This is a genomic window from Paenibacillus sp. plas6, from assembly GCF_057221655.1.
Window position 1 is genome coordinate 2,526,242 of sequence record NZ_CM170151.1, and the last position, 17,315, is coordinate 2,543,556.

17 protein-coding genes and 1 pseudogene are annotated in these 17,315 nt (G+C 41.5%); 15 read left to right on the top strand and 3 right to left on the bottom strand.

All coding sequences use genetic code 11. From position 1 onward, the window contains the following. Positions 1-44: 44 nt before the first annotated feature. From sigW to AC2TDL_RS11425, 7 genes are all read left to right on the top strand, one after another. Positions 45-611 (top strand): RNA polymerase sigma factor SigW, encoded by a 567-nt coding sequence (gene sigW / locus AC2TDL_RS11395; RefSeq protein WP_484696235.1) that lies wholly within the window; start codon positions 45-47, stop codon positions 609-611. Between the two features lie 108 nt (positions 612-719). Further along, complete coding sequence (locus AC2TDL_RS11400) at positions 720-1,370, top strand: zf-HC2 domain-containing protein (protein WP_484696236.1); 651 nt, start codon at positions 720-722, stop codon at positions 1,368-1,370. 144 nt (positions 1,371-1,514) lie between these two features. Continuing rightward, positions 1,515-2,351, top strand: coding sequence for a diadenylate cyclase CdaA (cdaA, locus tag AC2TDL_RS11405; protein WP_484696237.1), 837 nt, complete (start codon positions 1,515-1,517; stop codon positions 2,349-2,351). After that, positions 2,344-3,840, top strand: coding sequence for a CdaR family protein (locus AC2TDL_RS11410; protein ID WP_484696238.1), 1,497 nt, complete (start codon positions 2,344-2,346; stop codon positions 3,838-3,840). Before cdaA ends, AC2TDL_RS11410 begins: the two co-directional genes overlap by 8 nt. Before the next feature lie 75 nt (positions 3,841-3,915). Beyond that, positions 3,916-5,256, top strand: coding sequence for a phosphoglucosamine mutase (glmM, locus tag AC2TDL_RS11415; RefSeq protein ID WP_484696239.1), 1,341 nt, complete (start codon positions 3,916-3,918; stop codon positions 5,254-5,256). A gap of 709 nt (positions 5,257-5,965) precedes the next feature. Continuing rightward, complete coding sequence (glmS, locus tag AC2TDL_RS11420; RefSeq protein WP_484696240.1) at positions 5,966-7,801, top strand: glutamine--fructose-6-phosphate transaminase (isomerizing); 1,836 nt, start codon at positions 5,966-5,968, stop codon at positions 7,799-7,801. Between the two features lie 653 nt (positions 7,802-8,454). Beyond that, on the top strand, positions 8,455-9,390 hold the full coding sequence (locus tag AC2TDL_RS11425; RefSeq protein WP_484696241.1) for a class I SAM-dependent methyltransferase: 936 nt from the start codon (positions 8,455-8,457) through the stop codon (positions 9,388-9,390). 89 nt (positions 9,391-9,479) lie between these two features. On the opposite strand, the pseudogene AC2TDL_RS11430 reads toward AC2TDL_RS11425, so the two are convergent. After that, a pseudogene (locus AC2TDL_RS11430) lies at positions 9,480-9,563 on the bottom strand (SAM-dependent methyltransferase); the annotation flags it as partial. A 70-nt stretch (positions 9,564-9,633) separates the two neighbouring features. Here AC2TDL_RS11430 and AC2TDL_RS11435 point away from each other — a divergent pair. The 3 genes from AC2TDL_RS11435 (at position 9,634) to AC2TDL_RS11445 (ending at position 12,514) form a co-directional block, all read left to right on the top strand. Continuing rightward, positions 9,634-11,721 (top strand): GmrSD restriction endonuclease domain-containing protein, encoded by a 2,088-nt coding sequence (locus AC2TDL_RS11435; protein ID WP_484696242.1) that lies wholly within the window; start codon positions 9,634-9,636, stop codon positions 11,719-11,721. Between the two features lie 127 nt (positions 11,722-11,848). Then, positions 11,849-12,085, top strand: coding sequence for a hypothetical protein (locus tag AC2TDL_RS11440; RefSeq protein ID WP_484696243.1), 237 nt, complete (start codon positions 11,849-11,851; stop codon positions 12,083-12,085). Positions 12,086-12,094: 9 nt separating this feature from the next. After that, positions 12,095-12,514 carry a Uma2 family endonuclease gene (locus tag AC2TDL_RS11445; protein WP_484696244.1) on the top strand — a complete coding sequence of 140 codons (420 nt, stop codon included), beginning with the start codon at positions 12,095-12,097 and terminating at the stop codon, positions 12,512-12,514. 193 nt (positions 12,515-12,707) lie between these two features. Here AC2TDL_RS11445 and AC2TDL_RS11450 read toward each other — a convergent pair whose 3' ends face one another. Together AC2TDL_RS11450 and AC2TDL_RS11455 are read right to left on the bottom strand one after the other, a co-directional pair. Further along, positions 12,708-12,833, bottom strand: a complete 126-nt coding sequence (locus AC2TDL_RS11450) for a hypothetical protein (protein WP_327875234.1) — start codon at positions 12,831-12,833, stop codon at positions 12,708-12,710. A 23-nt stretch (positions 12,834-12,856) separates the two neighbouring features. Continuing rightward, positions 12,857-13,000 (bottom strand): hypothetical protein, encoded by a 144-nt coding sequence (locus AC2TDL_RS11455; RefSeq protein ID WP_327875232.1) that lies wholly within the window; start codon positions 12,998-13,000, stop codon positions 12,857-12,859. An 897-nt stretch (positions 13,001-13,897) separates the two neighbouring features. Here AC2TDL_RS11455 and AC2TDL_RS11460 point away from each other — a divergent pair. The 5 genes from AC2TDL_RS11460 (at position 13,898) to AC2TDL_RS11480 (ending at position 17,302) form a co-directional block, all read left to right on the top strand. Further along, positions 13,898-14,101 (top strand): hypothetical protein, encoded by a 204-nt coding sequence (locus tag AC2TDL_RS11460; RefSeq protein ID WP_484696245.1) that lies wholly within the window; start codon positions 13,898-13,900, stop codon positions 14,099-14,101. Positions 14,102-14,455: 354 nt separating this feature from the next. Next, positions 14,456-15,031 (top strand): PD-(D/E)XK nuclease family protein, encoded by a 576-nt coding sequence (locus tag AC2TDL_RS11465; protein WP_484696246.1) that lies wholly within the window; start codon positions 14,456-14,458, stop codon positions 15,029-15,031. 123 nt (positions 15,032-15,154) lie between these two features. Then, the gene (locus tag AC2TDL_RS11470) at positions 15,155-15,649 is read left to right on the top strand and encodes a helix-turn-helix domain-containing protein (RefSeq protein WP_484696247.1); all 495 of its coding nucleotides are present in this window, start codon (positions 15,155-15,157) and stop codon (positions 15,647-15,649) included. A gap of 69 nt (positions 15,650-15,718) precedes the next feature. Next, entirely contained in the window at positions 15,719-16,888 is a 1,170-nt protein-coding gene (locus AC2TDL_RS11475) for a hypothetical protein (protein ID WP_484696248.1), read from the top strand. 135 nt (positions 16,889-17,023) lie between these two features. After that, positions 17,024-17,302, top strand: a complete 279-nt coding sequence (locus AC2TDL_RS11480) for a TIGR04540 family protein (protein WP_484701149.1) — start codon at positions 17,024-17,026, stop codon at positions 17,300-17,302. Positions 17,303-17,315 lie beyond the last annotated feature (13 nt).

The following is a 17,315-nucleotide window of genomic DNA, read 5'->3' on the forward strand; positions in this document are numbered from 1 at the left end:
AATGATGATCAGACGTACCATGAGACGTTTGGAGGAATATAGTAGTGAATTTATTAGAGAGTCAGCTCGTAAAGCTGGCATTAAAAGGTGATCAAGCGGCATTTGCTGAGCTTGTAGATTTGTATCAGGAAAAGTTATATCATATGGCATACCGCATGTTAAATAATCGGCAAGAAGCCGAGGATGTTGTGCAGGAAACTTTTCTAAGGGTTTACAACAATTTGGAGCGGTATAATGATGCGATGAAATTTTCTACTTGGATTTATCGCATTGCGACTAATTTATGTATCGATCGTCTTCGTAAGCGCAGGCCGATCTATTCACTCGATGCAGAGTCCTCTGACTATGAGGGGCTTGATGGGTATTCAATGATTCCAAGTGATGATCGCACTCCGGAATCAGAATTGCTCTTGTCTGAAACACAACGTATTATTCATCAAGCAATCGACACTTTGCCCCCCAAGTACAAAACTGTTATGATTTTACGTTATATCCATGAGCTTTCGCTGCAGGAAGTTGGAGATATTTTGAATATGCCAGTAACAACGATAAAAACAAGGGTGCATCGCGGTCGCGAGTATTTGCGAAAAAGGCTAGAGCACCGCTTGTAAACACATTTGAAAATTTGGGCAATATTCTTTTGAAACATATTTGTGAATGTTACGTATCTCTTATATATGACTAAAAATGCATGACCAAAAGAAAGAGGGCTGACTGCGATGAATTGTAAGGTAGCGATTGAAGTTATTCATCAATACCTAGACGGTGAGCTAGATAATCATCAATATGAGCAGCTGCAAGCACACTTGCGGCAGTGTGAAGGCTGTATGAAGACATATGAGCAATTAGAAAAAACAGATGCTTTGTCGCGTTTTGCATTGCAGTCGCCGATAAAGCATTTAGAGCGCAGTGAGACAGAGATCAACAACTTACGAAATTCGATACTTGCCCAGCTTCCTAAGAAGCAAGGAAATCGTTCTAAGGCAAGATTTGTACGTTGGTTGTATCGGTATCCCGGCTTAACAGCTGCTGCAGTTTTCTTAGTTGTTATGGTTATTAGCTTATTTGCATCATGGGATCAAGACGCTAATCTTGTGATTTCGGGATCACAGCAAGATTTACAGCACATTGTCATAAATGGAAATAAAGTAATTGTGCCAGAAGGGGTCGAGCTAAGTGGCGATCTGGTAGTAGAAAATGGTATAGTTGAGGTGAAGGGTGCTGTTAGTGGAAATGTTACCGTTATTGACGGTCAGATGGTACTAGCCTCTACTGGACATATTGCCGGTCAAAGCAAAGTGATTGATCAAGCATTAGATTGGTTCTGGTACAAGGTAACCTCATCATTTTCTGAAGTGGTTCCACAGTAATCGACAAAGCTCCCCTTTAATCGGGGAGTTTTTTAATCTGCTCGATGTAAAAAGGATTTTACTTCGACAATAGCGAAAGCATAAGTGTGCTGTAATGCTTATAGCCTATTGAGCTGCGGCAACATAGGCATTGGGGGTTGAACGATGGACAATTATTTTGCAGATGCAACTTGGCACGATTGGATAAAAGATATAATCGATGTAGGGATTGTAGCCTACATTATCTATAAAATGATGGAGCTTGTACGTGGAACACGTGCGGTACAACTGCTTAAAGGGATTTTTGTGCTTGTCGCAACCTGGGCAGTAAGTTCATGGTTTGATCTATACACATTAAAATGGTTAATGAACCAAATGTTTACGTTTGGGATTGTTACCGTATTGATCATTTTCCAGCCTGAGCTTAGAAGGGTGCTAGAGCAGTTAGGTCGAGGTAAATTATTTTCACGAAGCTCTTCCATTGACGGCAGCGGGCTTAGCGAAATGATCGACGAAATTATTCGTGCAGTGCGTTCGATGGCTAAGCGAAAGGTCGGCGCATTAATCGTGTTTGAAAGAAAAACAGGAGTTACCGAGATGATTGAGTCAGGGATTGCTCTTGAATCAAAAATTTCCTCCGAGCTAATTATGAATATTTTTACACCGAACTCACCACTGCATGATGGTGCAGTGATTATTCGCGGTAATCAAATTATGGCTGCCGGTTGTTATTTGCCTTTGTCGGAAAACCCGTTTATAAGTAAAGAATTGGGCACAAGACATCGTGCAGCTATTGGTGTAAGTGAGGTGAGTGATGCGATATCGTTAATCGTATCGGAGGAGACGGGGCAAATTTCCCTGTCTATCAATGGTATGATTGTGCGTGATATTAATGAGGAATCATTAATCTCCAAGCTGTATGAAGAGTTGTCACCGCACAAAGATGCGAGCAAAAAAGAATTTAGCTGGTTCAAACGGAAAAAGGAGGATAAACATGGATAAATTATTAAACAATCCCACCTCCTTAAAAATTATCGCAGTACTCATTGCGCTGCTTATATGGGTCGTTGTTCACATTGATCCTGAAACCTCACCGCAATCTGTTACGTCTAATACTGATACGAAGGTCATTGAGGCAGCAGCAGTGATTACAGAGGGTTTAGATAGCGATAAATATGTCGTAACAGCGATGGAACCTACCGTCGTAAGACTTGTCGTTGAAGGGCGGATAACAAGCTTATATGCGGCTACTAATGATGATTATGTCGTTAAGCTTAATCTGGATGGTGTAGAGCCAGGAATTCATGAGCTTCCGTTGACGACTGAGCTGCCTTCTGGGATAAAGCTTGTTGAAATATCACCTCGCACTGTTACAGTACAGGTTGAGGAGCTGGAAACACAAACACGTGAAGTACAGATATTAACTGAGGGTGAGCCAGCAGAAGGTTATATTATTGGTGAATCCTCTATTGTAGGGAATACAGGCAATGTAGTTCAAGTTACAATGCCTAAAGATGACTATGCTCGTCTAGGTACGCTTGCAGTAACCGTTGATGTCTCAGGTGCAGATTCTACGGTAACAAATAAAAAAGCTAAGGTGATTGCTTACGATACGCAAGGTAATCCAATGAGCAATGTAACTGTATTTCCAGAAACGCTAACTGTAGAGACGAAAATAACGCTGCCCGAGAAAGAGGTTCCTGTGCAGCTAAGGTATATGGGCTCGCTGCCAGAGGACTACAGTCTAATTTCGATTACAAGCGAGGTTGAGAAGGTAACAATTAACGCTCGTCAGGAAAAGCTGGATCAGGTTACAATGTTTGATGGATATATCGTTGATCTAAGTAAAATTAAGGCTTCAGGGGAAGTTACAGTCAAGGCTGAGCTGCCTGAGGGCATTGCAGCTGTAACACCAGTAGAAATTCCTGTGAAGGTTGTTATCGAGAAGGCAGAGAGGCGAACATTAAATAACGTGCCTGTGTCCATCATTGGATTGCCAGACAACATGAAAATTAACATTAACGATTCCAGTAATGGGCGTATTAATGTCGTAGTCAAGGGAGCAGGTTCCCTGTTGCAAAAGCTTAAAATATCAGATGTTAAGCTGTCTCTTGATGTTACAGGGCTTTCTGAAGGAACGCATCAGTTAACCGTTGCTGCTGAACTTCCTGCTTATCTTCAAATTGAAGAAAGCGATGAATACTCATTAACGGTAAATGTAAAACTTACCAGTACAGAGAAAGATTCGGAAGTCAATGCTGACTACGAGCCCAATAGTGGAAGTTCCTCCACTAGCGCATCCGCAGGAGGCTCTTCATCTACAAGCGGAGAAAGCTCCAACTCTTTATCTGGAGGCGGCAACCTATCTGCTAATAATGGAAGCTCAAATGCAGGTCATGGCGGAGATGCTAATTCAGCAAACGAAGGATCAATTTCAACTTCAGACAATGAATCTGAGTACAACGATGATGAATTGACAAGTAATACTTAGGAAATTCGCTTTAAAGCATAAAAACCAATATAGAGATTAAACGAAGCGAAAATAGAATTAAAAAGGGAGATTATAATGGGGAAATATTTTGGTACAGACGGAGTTCGTGGCGTAGCTAATACAGAGCTTACACCAGAATTAGCATATAAAATTGGTCGCTGTGGAGGATACGTCCTTACAAGAACAGCAACAAAGCCTAAAGTAGTTATTGGTCGAGATACACGTATCTCTGGACAAATGCTTGAAGCTGCATTAACTGCAGGTTTATTATCAATCGGTGCGGATGTTATTCGTGTCGGTGTAGTATCTACACCAGCAGTAGCCTTTTTGACAAAAGATTTAGGAGCAGATGCTGGCGTTATGATTTCAGCATCTCATAATCCAGTACAAGATAACGGCATTAAGTTTTTTGCTGGTGATGGCTACAAGCTATCTGATGAAACAGAGCTTGAAATTGAGGCATTAATTGATGCTGAGGTTGATGAATTGCCGCGTCCAATTGGCGGTGATGTAGGTTCCAGAATGGATGCTCATCATCTTGCACAAAATTATGTGGAGTACTTAAAAACAACTGTAAAAAGTAAATTTGACGGATTAAAAATTGTTCTAGATTGTGCACATGGGTCGGCTTATGAGCTTGCTCCACAAATCTTTAAGGAGCTGGGAGCGGATATTATTACTGTAGGCGCTGAGCCGGATGGTAAAAATATTAATGCTGGCGTAGGCAGTACACATCCACAGTTTTTACGCGAAAAGGTGCTAGAGTATGGCGCTGATCTTGGACTATCCTTTGACGGAGATGCTGACCGCTTAATTGCTGTTGACGAGAACGGCGAAGAGGTGGATGGAGATTTTGTACTATGCATTATTGGTGACCGCTTAAAGCGTGAAGGTAAATTGAAGCATGATACAATCGTCACAACTGTAATGGCTAATATCGGTTTCTTCAAGGGTGCTGAAAAGTTAGGATTGAAAACTGTAAAAACAGCCGTAGGTGACCGTTATGTAATGGAGGAAATGCGTCGCGGTGGTTATAACCTTGGCGGTGAACAATCTGGTCATGTTATCTTCCTAGATTATATTACAACAGGTGACGGTATTTTAACTGCGCTGCAATTAGTCGATACGATTAAATTAGCAGGTAAAAAGCTGTCTGAGCTAAAAACTTTAATGCGTAAATATCCACAAAAACTGGTCAATGTACGCGTGGCGGATAAAAGTCTTTACCAAGGCAATAAAGCGATCGAGCAAGTCGTTGCTGAAGTAGAGGCAGAGCTTGGCGATAATGGTCGTGTCCTTGTTCGTCCTTCTGGTACGGAGTCATTAATTCGTGTAATGGCCGAAGGACCAGATAAAGAGTTAATTGATGCATATGTTGATCGCATCGCGGCTGTTGTTAAAGAACAACTAGGATAAATGATACGATTATAACTGCAACTTAATGTTTAGCTGAAAGCATAAGCTCATAAATAATAAATGAAAGCAAGTAATTTGCTAATATGTGCAAATTACTTGCTTTTTATCCTTTTACATGAAAATGATGTAAAAAATATTTACAAATTTTAAAGATGTGGTAAACTATTGTAGTCATCCGCTAATATTGCGACTAAAAGAGTTGCAAATGAGCAACAACATGAATATGATGAGTATTATGATTCAAGAAGGAAAGCGAGGGCAGAGGTTAAAAAGTAACATAAGCGCCAGAGCTTAACGAGCGGAGAACGAGGCAGGCTGCAAGCTTGTATCGTATGTTAAGCTGACGAGGTAAAGGTGTTCGAAGTTTTCGGCGGGGACCTTTCGGTAATTCAGACAACCGTGAGCTAGTCTGCAAACCAATTGGGTGACTGATTGAACAAACAGCTAGCTGTCTGCAAATAAAAATGAAATCAAGATAAGTAAATTATTTTACTTGCGAAAATAATAAGATGTGATCGTTCATCTGGCTACTGCTTACTAGGGAGAGTAGGTGGTTGCCGGAGGGGCTTGCTTAAGTTTGCTCTTTTACGGCGATCATCTATCCCTCCCTTTGGTATCAGTGAATGCAGAATAGCACTATATATCTGCAATTGCATACCGCTAGTTTTAGCTGGATGCACGCGATACACAAGACGGAGGAATTATAAAAATGTGCGGAATTGTTGGATATATTGGTAATCGAGATACACAGGAAGTATTGTTATCAGGACTGAAGAAATTGGAGTATCGTGGGTATGACTCAGCAGGTATTGCTGTATTCACTGAGCAAGGCTTAGAAGTGAAAAAGGCAAAAGGACGTATTGCTAATCTAGAGGAAAAGCTTGAAGAAGCTCCATTGCATGGCTCTGCCGGGATTGGTCATACACGCTGGGCAACACATGGTAAACCATCAGACGTTAATTCTCATCCTCATACAGACAACTCTCATCAGTTTTCTGTTGTGCATAACGGAATTATCGAAAACTACCTTGAGCTAAAGGAAGAGCTGATCGCTAAAGGTCATGTTTTCGTTTCTGAAACTGATACTGAGGTTGTATCTCATTTGATTGCTGAGGAGTACCAAGGAAACTTGGTGGAAGCCGTACAACGTGCTACAAAACGTATTAGAGGTGCATATGCTCTTGGCGTGTTATCATCCCATGAGCCAGATAAATTAGTAGCAGTGCGCTTTGCAAGCCCGTTAATTATTGGGGTTGGCGAAGGTGAAAATTTTATTGGCTCAGACATTCCAGCGATTTTGGAATATACACGCAATGTCTATATTTTAGACGACGGAGAAATGGCAGTTTTAACGAAAGACGGAGTAGAGTTGCTTAACTTAAACGGTGAAAGCATAGCGAAAAACATCGTTCATATTGATTGGGATCTAGTTACAGCAGAGAAGGCTGGTTTTGATCATTTCATGCTTAAAGAAATTCACGAGCAGCCTAAAGCATATCGTGAAACGATGCTTGGACGTATTGCAGAAGACGGAAAAACTGTTAATTTGAGCAAAGAAATTCAAATGAGCGATGATTATGTGAAGTCTATTGCTAAAATTCATATTGTCGCTTGCGGTACTGCATATCATGCAGGATTAGTTGGTAAAACGGTAATTGAATCATTAGCTCGCATTCCAGTTGAAACTGATGTAGCTTCTGAGTATCGTTATCGTTCACCAATCATTACAAAAGATACACTTGTCATCGTAGTTAGCCAATCTGGTGAAACTGCGGATACACTAGCAGCAATGCGTGAAGCACAACGTAATGGAGCACGTGTGCTTGCAATTACGAACGTAGTCGGTAGCTCTGTTGCACGTGAAGCTGACGATGTACTTGTTACTTGGGCTGGCCCAGAAATTGCGGTTGCGTCCACTAAAGCATATTCATCCCAATTAATTGCCTTCTACTTGCTAGGTCTTCATCTTGCACGTGTACGCGGTACACAAACAGTTGATGAAATGGCTGCAATGATTTCAGCAATGAACCAGTTGCCAGAGCAAGTCGAAGCGATTTTAGAACAGGCGAATGTATTGAAGCAAGTGGCTGAGTCCATCTCCCATCATAAGAGCCTATTCTTTATTGGACGCGGTGTTGACTATGCTGTCGCACAAGAGGGTTCATTGAAGCTCAAAGAGATTTCTTATATTCATTCTGAGGCGTATGCAGCAGGTGAATTGAAGCATGGTACGCTTGCTTTAATTGAGGATGATGTGCCAGTTATTGCGCTTATCTCACAAGAGCATTTGTATGAAAAAACATTAAGCAATATTAAGGAAGTTAAAGCGCGCGGTGCGCATGTTATCGCCGTAACTAACCAAGGCTTTGAAGCAGAGGTTACGAAATCTGTTGATGAAGTATTTACAATTCCTAAAACATTGCCAGTGCTTACTCCAGCTCTATCCGTTGTGCCATTGCAATTAATTAGCTACTACGCTTCACTAGCACTAGGTCATGACGTAGATAAACCACGTAACTTGGCTAAAAGTGTTACGGTGGAGTAAGTTATACAGTTAAGATAAAGATTGTGTAGACAGCTAATAATTCCCGTCCTAGGGAAATAAAAACTGTCCAGGGAAAATAAAAAGTGTCCATGAAGCCGAGCGGTGTTAGGGTTTTGCCCTGATCCATGCTAGGCTTTTCTGTTGATAGGGGGACAGGGTATAGGGCGGAAAGGGTTGAGGGATCAGGTTTTATCCCAATATACCCATCCCTTTTTCCTTTCTCCTTACCCCTGCTCCCTATCCCCTCCAAATATTTCCCTGGACATTTCCCAACGTTCCATTTCCCTTATCCCTTCCCCCTAATCCCCTAATTCCTTCCAATTTGGCGGACACGTTTTATTTTCATGGTATTTTGTACCAAATGGCTCCTCGAATCCCGAAAACCCTTGCGGCTGTAGGCGTGAGAGAGATGAAAGGGGTGAGGGGAGAGGTGGACATGAATTATTTTCTCTTGACATAGTAGGGAATTCAAAATGGGATGATCGGTTTCCTGCGGTTGGTTTGCGAAAGGGGGCAGGGGAAAGGAACGATCATTGGGCACACAATCAGACAAAGTTTTGCGGCTTCCTTTCCTGGTTTAATTGACAAGCCCATGGTGTAAAATAGAATGAAGTACGATTTCTTTGCTGGGTAAGAAACTCGGGGGTATGAGAGTGTTCACTTTTTCGGATTTTCTATATGTCATTGATCAACAACTAATTCATAATCGAAATAAGAGTTTATTTTATGAAATAGCAAACGGACGGCTGATCTTAAGCCCCTCGAAAGAAACGGTCGAGTTACTTGTTAGAAGAATTGACGAAGTTTCCGCATTTATTCAACTCGCAGCGAAAGAAGATACATACCAACATTTACTTTCGTATGCCGCAGATAAATCAATGAACTTATTTACGGAAGTAAATCAATACTTGAATTTTAATGACACACATAAAAGGAAGCTTGAAAAGATTTATCAGGATTTTTTTGAACGAATTTGCACGATTGCTACTCATGGGGAAATAACAAAGGAAATCGATCAATTGTTTGACTTGCATTATAGGAACTTGCAATCATTTTTATTAGAATCGAATGGATCGGAAATATTTAAAAAATATAAGGAAAGCCCTAATATTATCTATGTCGAATGTGCGGAATACTCTCCTTCATTTCAGTTGGGATTGTTTGGTATAGATTTACTAACCATAGAGGAGCCTGTACTGGATTTAGGATGTGGTGTTCACGCCAGCTTAGTACAATTTTTAAGAAAAAAAGGCATAGAAGCATACGGAATGGATCGGAGTGTTTCTTCTAATCGTTACACGTACAGAATGAACTGGTTGGAAAGTACCTTTTGTCCAAAAACATGGGGAACCGTGATTTCCCATATGGCGTTCTCAAACCATTTTACACACCACCACATAAAGGCTGATGAGGAATACAAACGCTATGCACAAAAGTATATGGAAATTCTTTATTCACTAAAGATCGGTGGAAGTTTTTATTATGCTCCAGGCTTACCTTTTATCGAAAAGGTGTTGTCTTCAAATCATGAGTCATTTGTTATTCAAGTTAACGAACACGCAACCAAAGTCATACGTGTTTCTGAATAAAACAGAGTGTATACTCACAGTCCAATAAAGGATGCTTTTGCAAAATAAAAACCGCCCAATCGCTGAATGATTGAGCGGCATGCCAATAATTATCTCTTTACAGCATGAATAAAATGAATCGTTTCGAATGCAGTCAAATAATCCGTCCGATTACAAAAGAAGAGCTCGTCAATTTGGGTTGGGGTGCGAAAATGAAACAATATCAAAATGGGAACAGGAATTCTTTCACAAGGAGAGGGACAAGTGAAGGCGGTAGAAACCAATATATTGAAATTTATGCAAGGCACCAAGCAATTTATCATCCCGATTTATCAGCGAAAATATAGCTGGACGATAAAGCAGTGTCGCCAGCTTTGGAACGATATTGTAAGAGCGGCGGAAGACGAAAAGATCAAGGGCCACTTTGTTGGCTCGATTGTCTATATCGAACAAGGGCTATATCAAGTATCATCCGTTCCGCAACTGCTCGTCATTGATGGACAGCAACGATTGACCACGTTGACGTTACTGTTGCTTGCGTTGGGCAAAGCCATCGAGGAGAACGGGCAAACCTTGGATATTACGAAAAAGAAGATCATGAATTACTATCTGGTCAACAGCGAAGAAGAGGGGGAGCTGTATCACAAACTCATCTTGACGCAGAGCGATAAGGACACGCTGATCAACCTGATCTTAGACAAAAAACTCCCCGAGGAATACTCCCCGAGGGTGTACGAGAACTATCATTTTTTTGCGGAATCCATCAAAAACAGCGGTATCGATCTGAACAAGCTGTATCAGGGAATCTCCAAGTTGATTATTGTAGATATTTCGTTGGATCGTGACCATGATAATCCACAGTTGATTTTTGAAAGTCTTAACTCAACGGGGCTTGATCTGTCGCAAGCCGATTTGATCCGAAACTTCGTTTTGATGAAACTGGAGCCGAAAGAGCAAGCGGAACTGTACAGGGAATACTGGTATCCGATAGAAAAAAGCTTCGGGAATCTGACAAATTCCGCTTTATTTGACCGATTTATGCGTGACTACCTAACGGTTAAGACAGGACGAATTCCAAACATACAAGAAGTTTACTCCAGTTTCAAGGCATATGTATTTGAGCACAGTGAACTGGACGTTCAACAGATTGTCGAGGACATTTATCGATATTCCCAATACTTTGTGAAACTCGCGTTCCAGACAGAAAAGGATAAAGAAATCAATGAAGTGCTGACGGATATCAACACGCTTAAGGTCGATGTCTCGTATCCGTTCTTGCTTGAGGTATATGACGACTATGAGCGTCAAATGTTATCCAAATCGGACTTTATCGAAATTCTGAAGCTTGTTGAGGCGTACGTATTCCGCAGAGCGGTTTGCGGGGTTCCGACCAATTCATTGAACAAAACGTTTGCGACCCTCAGCAAAGAGATCGACAAGGCGAATTATTTGGAAAGCGTGCGGGCGGCGTTTTTACTCAAAGATTCCTATAAACGGTTTCCGACCGATGAGGAGTTCAAGCGGGAACTCATGATTAAGGATGTGTATAATTTCCGTAATCGAAATTACCTGCTTCGGAAGCTGGAAAATTTCAATCGGAAAGAGATTATTGATATCGAAGCCTATACGATTGAACACATCATGCCGCAAAATCCAAACTTGTCTCCAGAGTGGAGACGGGATTTGGGGCCAAATTGGGAAGAGGTGCACAAAACGTATCTTCATACGCTGGGCAACCTGACACTGACCCGATATAATTCCGAGCTCAGTGATCGGTCGTTTAAGGAAAAACGGGATATGGAGGGCGGATTTGCAGACAGTCCGCTGAGGTTAAACAGAGAACTGGCCAAACTTGAAACTTGGAATGAGGAGGAAATCCTCAAACGGGCTCAATTCTTGGCGGATTTGGCGTTAAAAGTGTGGGAGTACCCACATCTTTCCGATGATATTCTGGCCAAATATCGAAAGAAAGGCTCCGAAAATGAAAGTGTGACTTATACGATTGCCGATCACCCTGAATTACAGGGGGATATGTTGGCGTTATTCGAAGAATTGAGCAAACGAATCTGTAACCTGGACAGCTCTGTCCGCATGGAGTTCAAAAAGTTATACATTGCATTTAAGACGTCAACAAACTTCGTCGATATTGTGCCGCAGAAAAGCAGACTGCGGTTAAGCTTAAATATGCCCTTCGATGAAATTCAGGATCCGAAAGGTATTTGTAAGGATGTGAGCAACGTCGGTCGTTGGGGGAACGGAGACGTTGAGTTTGGGGTCTCGTCCGCAGATGAAATCGACTATGCGATGTTTCTGATCAGACAGTCATATGAAAGGCATCGGGAAGATGAATAAAGGTGAAGAGGAGTGATGCGGCTTCTCTTTTTCTTTTTGCACGATGGTATACTGGAAATAAAGGGAACAAGGTAATTGTTTGATCAGCTTATCCTTCAAATTAAAATGCAAAAGGGAGCGAGTATACATGGAAATGATTCCTAAGGCTGAACCGCAGAAAATCCCGATTCAAGTATTTGAAGAGTCGATCCCTAATGATGGGAAATGGGAAATCGAGGAAGGTAGGCTCTTATTTTCTGATGATGAAATGCGAAAAGTTATCCTTATGTTGATCGGTCAAATCGGGTTGAAAAAATTAATTGAAATCCTCCCTCATGAATCAAGGAATGAGCTTGAAAGACTGCTAAAGGCGGAATATCGTTGAGAGGATTTGATGGATGTGAGTTTAAAGGACTTGGCATTTGTACATCTACTAACTGAATTAACTCTCTATGCCAGGGAGAACCAGTCGGGAACGGCTTTGCCTAGAACGCTGGTTTATATCGAGGAGAAGGAAGTTGCGGTCATTCCCGATATCGTCTTTGTAAAGAGAGCAAGAAGCGGAATCATCCAGAAAAACAGGATTTTCGGCGTACCTAATCTGGTCGTTGAAATCGTGTCGAATCCAAGCCATCGTGACAAACTGCTGGGCAAAAAGAAGGATACATATGCCCGATGCGAGGTTCCTGAATATTGGGTGGCGGATCCATTTGAAAAAGCGGTTAGGAAGTATGTGTTGGTTGGTGGGGCTTATCAGGAGGCAGAAAAATCAAGGCTGTTTCCAGACCTGCAGGTACAGTTGCTTGATAGTTGAAAAGGGTTGAAGGTTGCACAGGGATGAAGTTAATAAAAAGGGAATTGCTTAAACACAAAATAATGGCAAGAGAAGCCTTGGAAATTATCACTAATGAACAGATTTGTTCATGCCAAGGGGACTAGCAGGGCAAAAAATCTAGATACGTGATGGTATCTGGAGGAGAGTGTTATGAAGGAAAGTTTTCAAGTAGTTACTTCAGTTTTCTTTTGATTTCGCGTTCCAGTTCCTGATGTATTTTTCTGACGGCACGGTTGAGTTCGTTTTTGATACGGGCTTTTGACATGGATGACGTAAGTTTGATTTTCACTTTAGCCATTAGGCAGACCTCCATTATCAAATCTAGTTTTTACCTTTTTTTGACTGTGACAAAACAGAACCAGCAAGCTTCTTGGTTGTATCACTGTACCTGTCACTCTTCAAAACCTTAGATGCTAGTGTCGCCATCTTGTCAGAAGACACTTTGTTATGGCCTTTGGTTGCCATTCAGTCCCTCTCCTTTCCAGATATTATCATTTGACTTGATTATATAATACTATATATTGTGTGTCAAACATTTGTTCTCACTATATATAGTGAACATATTGAGAGAAAAAATTGCTGGTTAAATGAAAGATATTGTGCCACGGAAATATTGGGCGACAGATCCATTTGAAAAACGGTTAGGAAATATAGGTTGACGGGACTTATCAATAGATTGAAATATCGAGGAGGGTAACCAGACCTGCAGGAGGGGTGAAATTACGCACAAGTGCCTCTGAAGAAAGCAAACTTGGAAGCGGCCATAAATGCATAAAAGGTATGAAGCAATTGTTGAACTGTTTTATATAAACTTCATAAGTTTATTGGACATTTCGGCAAAATTACGGCTACAAGTATGCAAAATTTATGAAAAGGATATTAAAAATTTATGCAGATCCTTCATAAAAGATATGCAGGCTCAGGAACATGGAGAAATTATCCACAAAATAAACAGGCGGTTCTGTGGATAAATTGTATATAAGATTCCTTTCCCCTTCAAAACCTTTTTGCCTACCAAGCAACTTCAGCAGGAAAATTTAATAAAAGCAAGAGTTGAAAACCTGCAATAGGCCAGATAAACTGATATTAAAACAACACGCAAACATTCGTTCTGATGAGGTGCGGATATAAATGCGAATATTATTTTTGCCAACGTCAAATTCAATACATGCTTTTCCCAGGGGCATCACTCCATGAATGGTTGGAGTCGATGCCCTTCAATTTTTTCAATCGAATTAAGAACATAACTTTATCCGATGGAGGGAGATCGGCATGAAGATCCAATGCACCAAGCATTTTTTGAAACGTTGCAATGAACAGAATCTGGATCCCAAGGACATAACCAATCGCCTGAAAGAAGAGATGCCGAAAATCCAGGGGATCGCAAAGTGGAGACTGCAAAATGGCGTCGAAATCGTTGTCGATGGGATGGAAAATCGGCTTGTTCTCATTACGGTTGTTGGCGTGGAGAAGCGGAAACGAGGGGTATACGGACGAAACAAAACATACAAGTTGGAACGGTCATTTGCAATGCCAATCGAGCAGGAATGGATGGAGGTAGGTTGATTGTGAATGTGGCTCAACCATTTCCAGAGCTCAGTTGGTCATGGACACGAAACCAAACGTTTCTGAATTGCAAAAGATCTTACTTTCACGCCTATTACTCCTCCTGGGGAGGCTGGAGGCGAGAAGCGTCCAATCTCTCCAGGCATGCCTATCGTCTGAAACGGCTGGTTACACTTGAACAATTGTTCGGGATTTCGGTGCACAACCAGATCCATCGAATGATTGACCAATCCCAAAAAATAACCGTTGAAGAATTCACTGAATCTGTTCGAAAAACGTTGAACAAGGCATTTTGGGAATCCGTACACAAAAAGGAGCAATGGTACGAACAACCCAGTGACATCAACATGTTGCATGAAATGTATTACGATGGTGAGCTTCCCGAACAAAAAAATCGAAGAATATCGGGAGCGGATGACCGTCATTGCCAACCATTTGCTCTCAAGTCAAACCTTCATGGACATTTTCGACGGAAAGGGAAAAAGGATTGAACTGATCACATCCGAGCGGTTCCGATTATTTGAGATTGAAGGCGTTAAAGTGTGGGTGGTCATGGATCTGCTGTATCAAGACCTCGAGAGCGGAAAATTTGTTGTCGTCGATTTCAAGACAGGGCGGCCATCCTCTGGAGATACCGTTCAGTTAATGCTTTATTCGCTGTTTTTGAAAGGTGCATTTGATATTCCTTCACTGGAACAGATAGAGCTCAGAAATGAATATTTGGCAATAGGAAAACACGCTTCCTTCACTCCAAAACAAGCTGATCTGGAGTACGTGCAGTCGTTGATTCAAACCAGCGTGAAGGAAATGAAGGCCTACTTGCGTGTTCCAGAACCAAATGTGCCATTGGACATGGAGAGGTTCGAACAAACGAAAAATCGGGCGATCTGCCGCAGGTGTGCGTTTCAGGAGTTGTGCGACAGAGGGTGAAGGACGTTGTGAGGTTTTAAGGGCTGACATGATTGACAAGGATGGCAACGCTTAAGATATGTCGAGGCAAAAATAACAGGTTTCCCGACTGGGAATCAGATGGAAAGGAAGGAGAAATACACCATGAATGAGGACATGCTGAAAGACGTGGATTTGTTGGACGAAGCGGATGAGGAGGCAGAAGGCGGTCTTACGGTCTCCGACAATTTCGGGATCATGCTGAAGCATTATCGGAAAATCAAAAATTTGTCTTTGAAGCAGTTGGAAGAACTGTGCGGTGTTTCTGCCTCGTACATCAATAGATTGGAAAGAGGAGAAAGGAAATCTCCATCTATTTCCGTTATATTGAGATTGGCGGGGGTATTGGATATCAATAGTTCGGTGTTGCTAGCGGCTATTAACATCAAAGAGCCACAGGCATCCGAAAAAATCAATTTGTCTGAACTTCTGATAAAGCATGAATATCTGTTGAATGGAAAAGAGCTGAGCAGTGAGGCAAAGGAGAGTCTGCTCAAAATTGTCGAGCATATTGCCCAGTGCCAATGGAACTCGGACACGAAAGTCCGTGATATCTTAATTTTGGCAGAGCTGATTGACCAATTCAAACTCGTGGTTTGAAAACCTTTCGAATGGGAGGGACAGGGAATGTCTCTCCCTTCCCATTCATGATGAAAAGGTAGGAATACAATGCCAAAACATCGTTCGGAAAAAGAAATGATCTTCAACCTGTATTTAAAAAAATATCCTGATGTGCTGGAACGTATCCTGGGCGTTGACCTGACTCAGATTGAACTGGAAATTCCGCATGGCCGCAAGAAGATTGATTTTTACGCGGTTTCCAAAGACAAACGGGTGGAGGTTTTCGTTGAAAATCAATTGACGCCATCCGATGATGCTCACTTAAAAGAAAAATTATGGCCAATTCTACATAACTTACAAGAGGGAATTGTGGTTTGGACTGCTCTTCGGTTCGATGAAAAACATCTTTCGGCGGTCAAAGCATTTCTGAAAGCCAATCCGCAGAAATACATCAATTTTTATGGATTGGAGCTTCATCCTGATGTGATGCAGGAGCTTGAAATATTGGATAATATCAACTCATTGGATATATGGTCGAATTTATGGCGAATAAACAAGGTTGCACAGCCGCTGAAACTGGTTTATCGGCATGAGCAAATGCCTGACACGCATATTGGAAGAGCCTATATCGGTGAATACCGTTATGATTTTAACCGCATTGAGGACGTGAAAAAGTGCCTGATGGAGTATTTGCGGAAACATCTCGCCTATTTTCCCAACGTACATAAAAGCAAAAAGCACTCGGCATACAGTTTAACAATCAACTTGGGGACAGGCATCGGCGGAGCCGTTTATCAGATCTCGACCAGAAATAGGCAAGGAAGGGCGTTTGTTGGTATACATTTTGACGAAGGCCGTGAGGACATGTATCGAAGGTTTTGCCTTCACAAGCCCCTCATAACGAAAAAAGTTCACCCAAACATCGTGATGGAGAACCGTTCACTCAGAGTATACTTTGAGCCCTGCGATGATTTGTTTAACACAATGGCGGAAATCAAAACGATTTTGGAGAAGATGATCCAATTTTTCTCGCCATATTTGATTGGTTCTATAGAGGAGCTTCCAGATGGGTTGCCTGGCGAGGCTGGTGAAGAAAAAAGCAGTCAAGGCTTGCAGGGAAAAGTCGTTGAAGAAATCATGCAAATCGACAAAGAATGGTTATGGTCGTCGATGATTAACCCAAGATTGGTGGAGATTTTGTTGGAAGAAGTCACGGATGAACGGGCGTTTTTAGCCCAACAAGAACGATTATCGGAGTATCTTATCAACCGTTTCTAAATCTGACCACTGAACCGCCTGTGTGGGCGGTTTTAATTTTGGAATTTTCATGATATGATTCATTTTTCCTTGGCTTGTATTGCACTAAAAGTAAGAATAAAATAGGATTTGAGTAATAATGAGGGCAGGTATGAGGTGTTCAGTTTGGAAATTAAACTTTTCTATAAGACGCAAAGAGAATTGGCCAGTACACTGAACAGCATGATTGATGCATATTGGAAAAATGAAATCAGTGAAGAAACCCTCATAAGAAGCATAACAGATATTTATTTAAACAACCAAAGGAAGATCTTGAAACAAAATGATTTCACCACAGTATTGAAACAACAGTGTGGGAAACGGCGACTTGAGGTCGTCGAACGAATATTAGAAATGAACGGAATATTAAAGGACAGTCAAACAGCGACTGGATAGAAGGAGTTATACC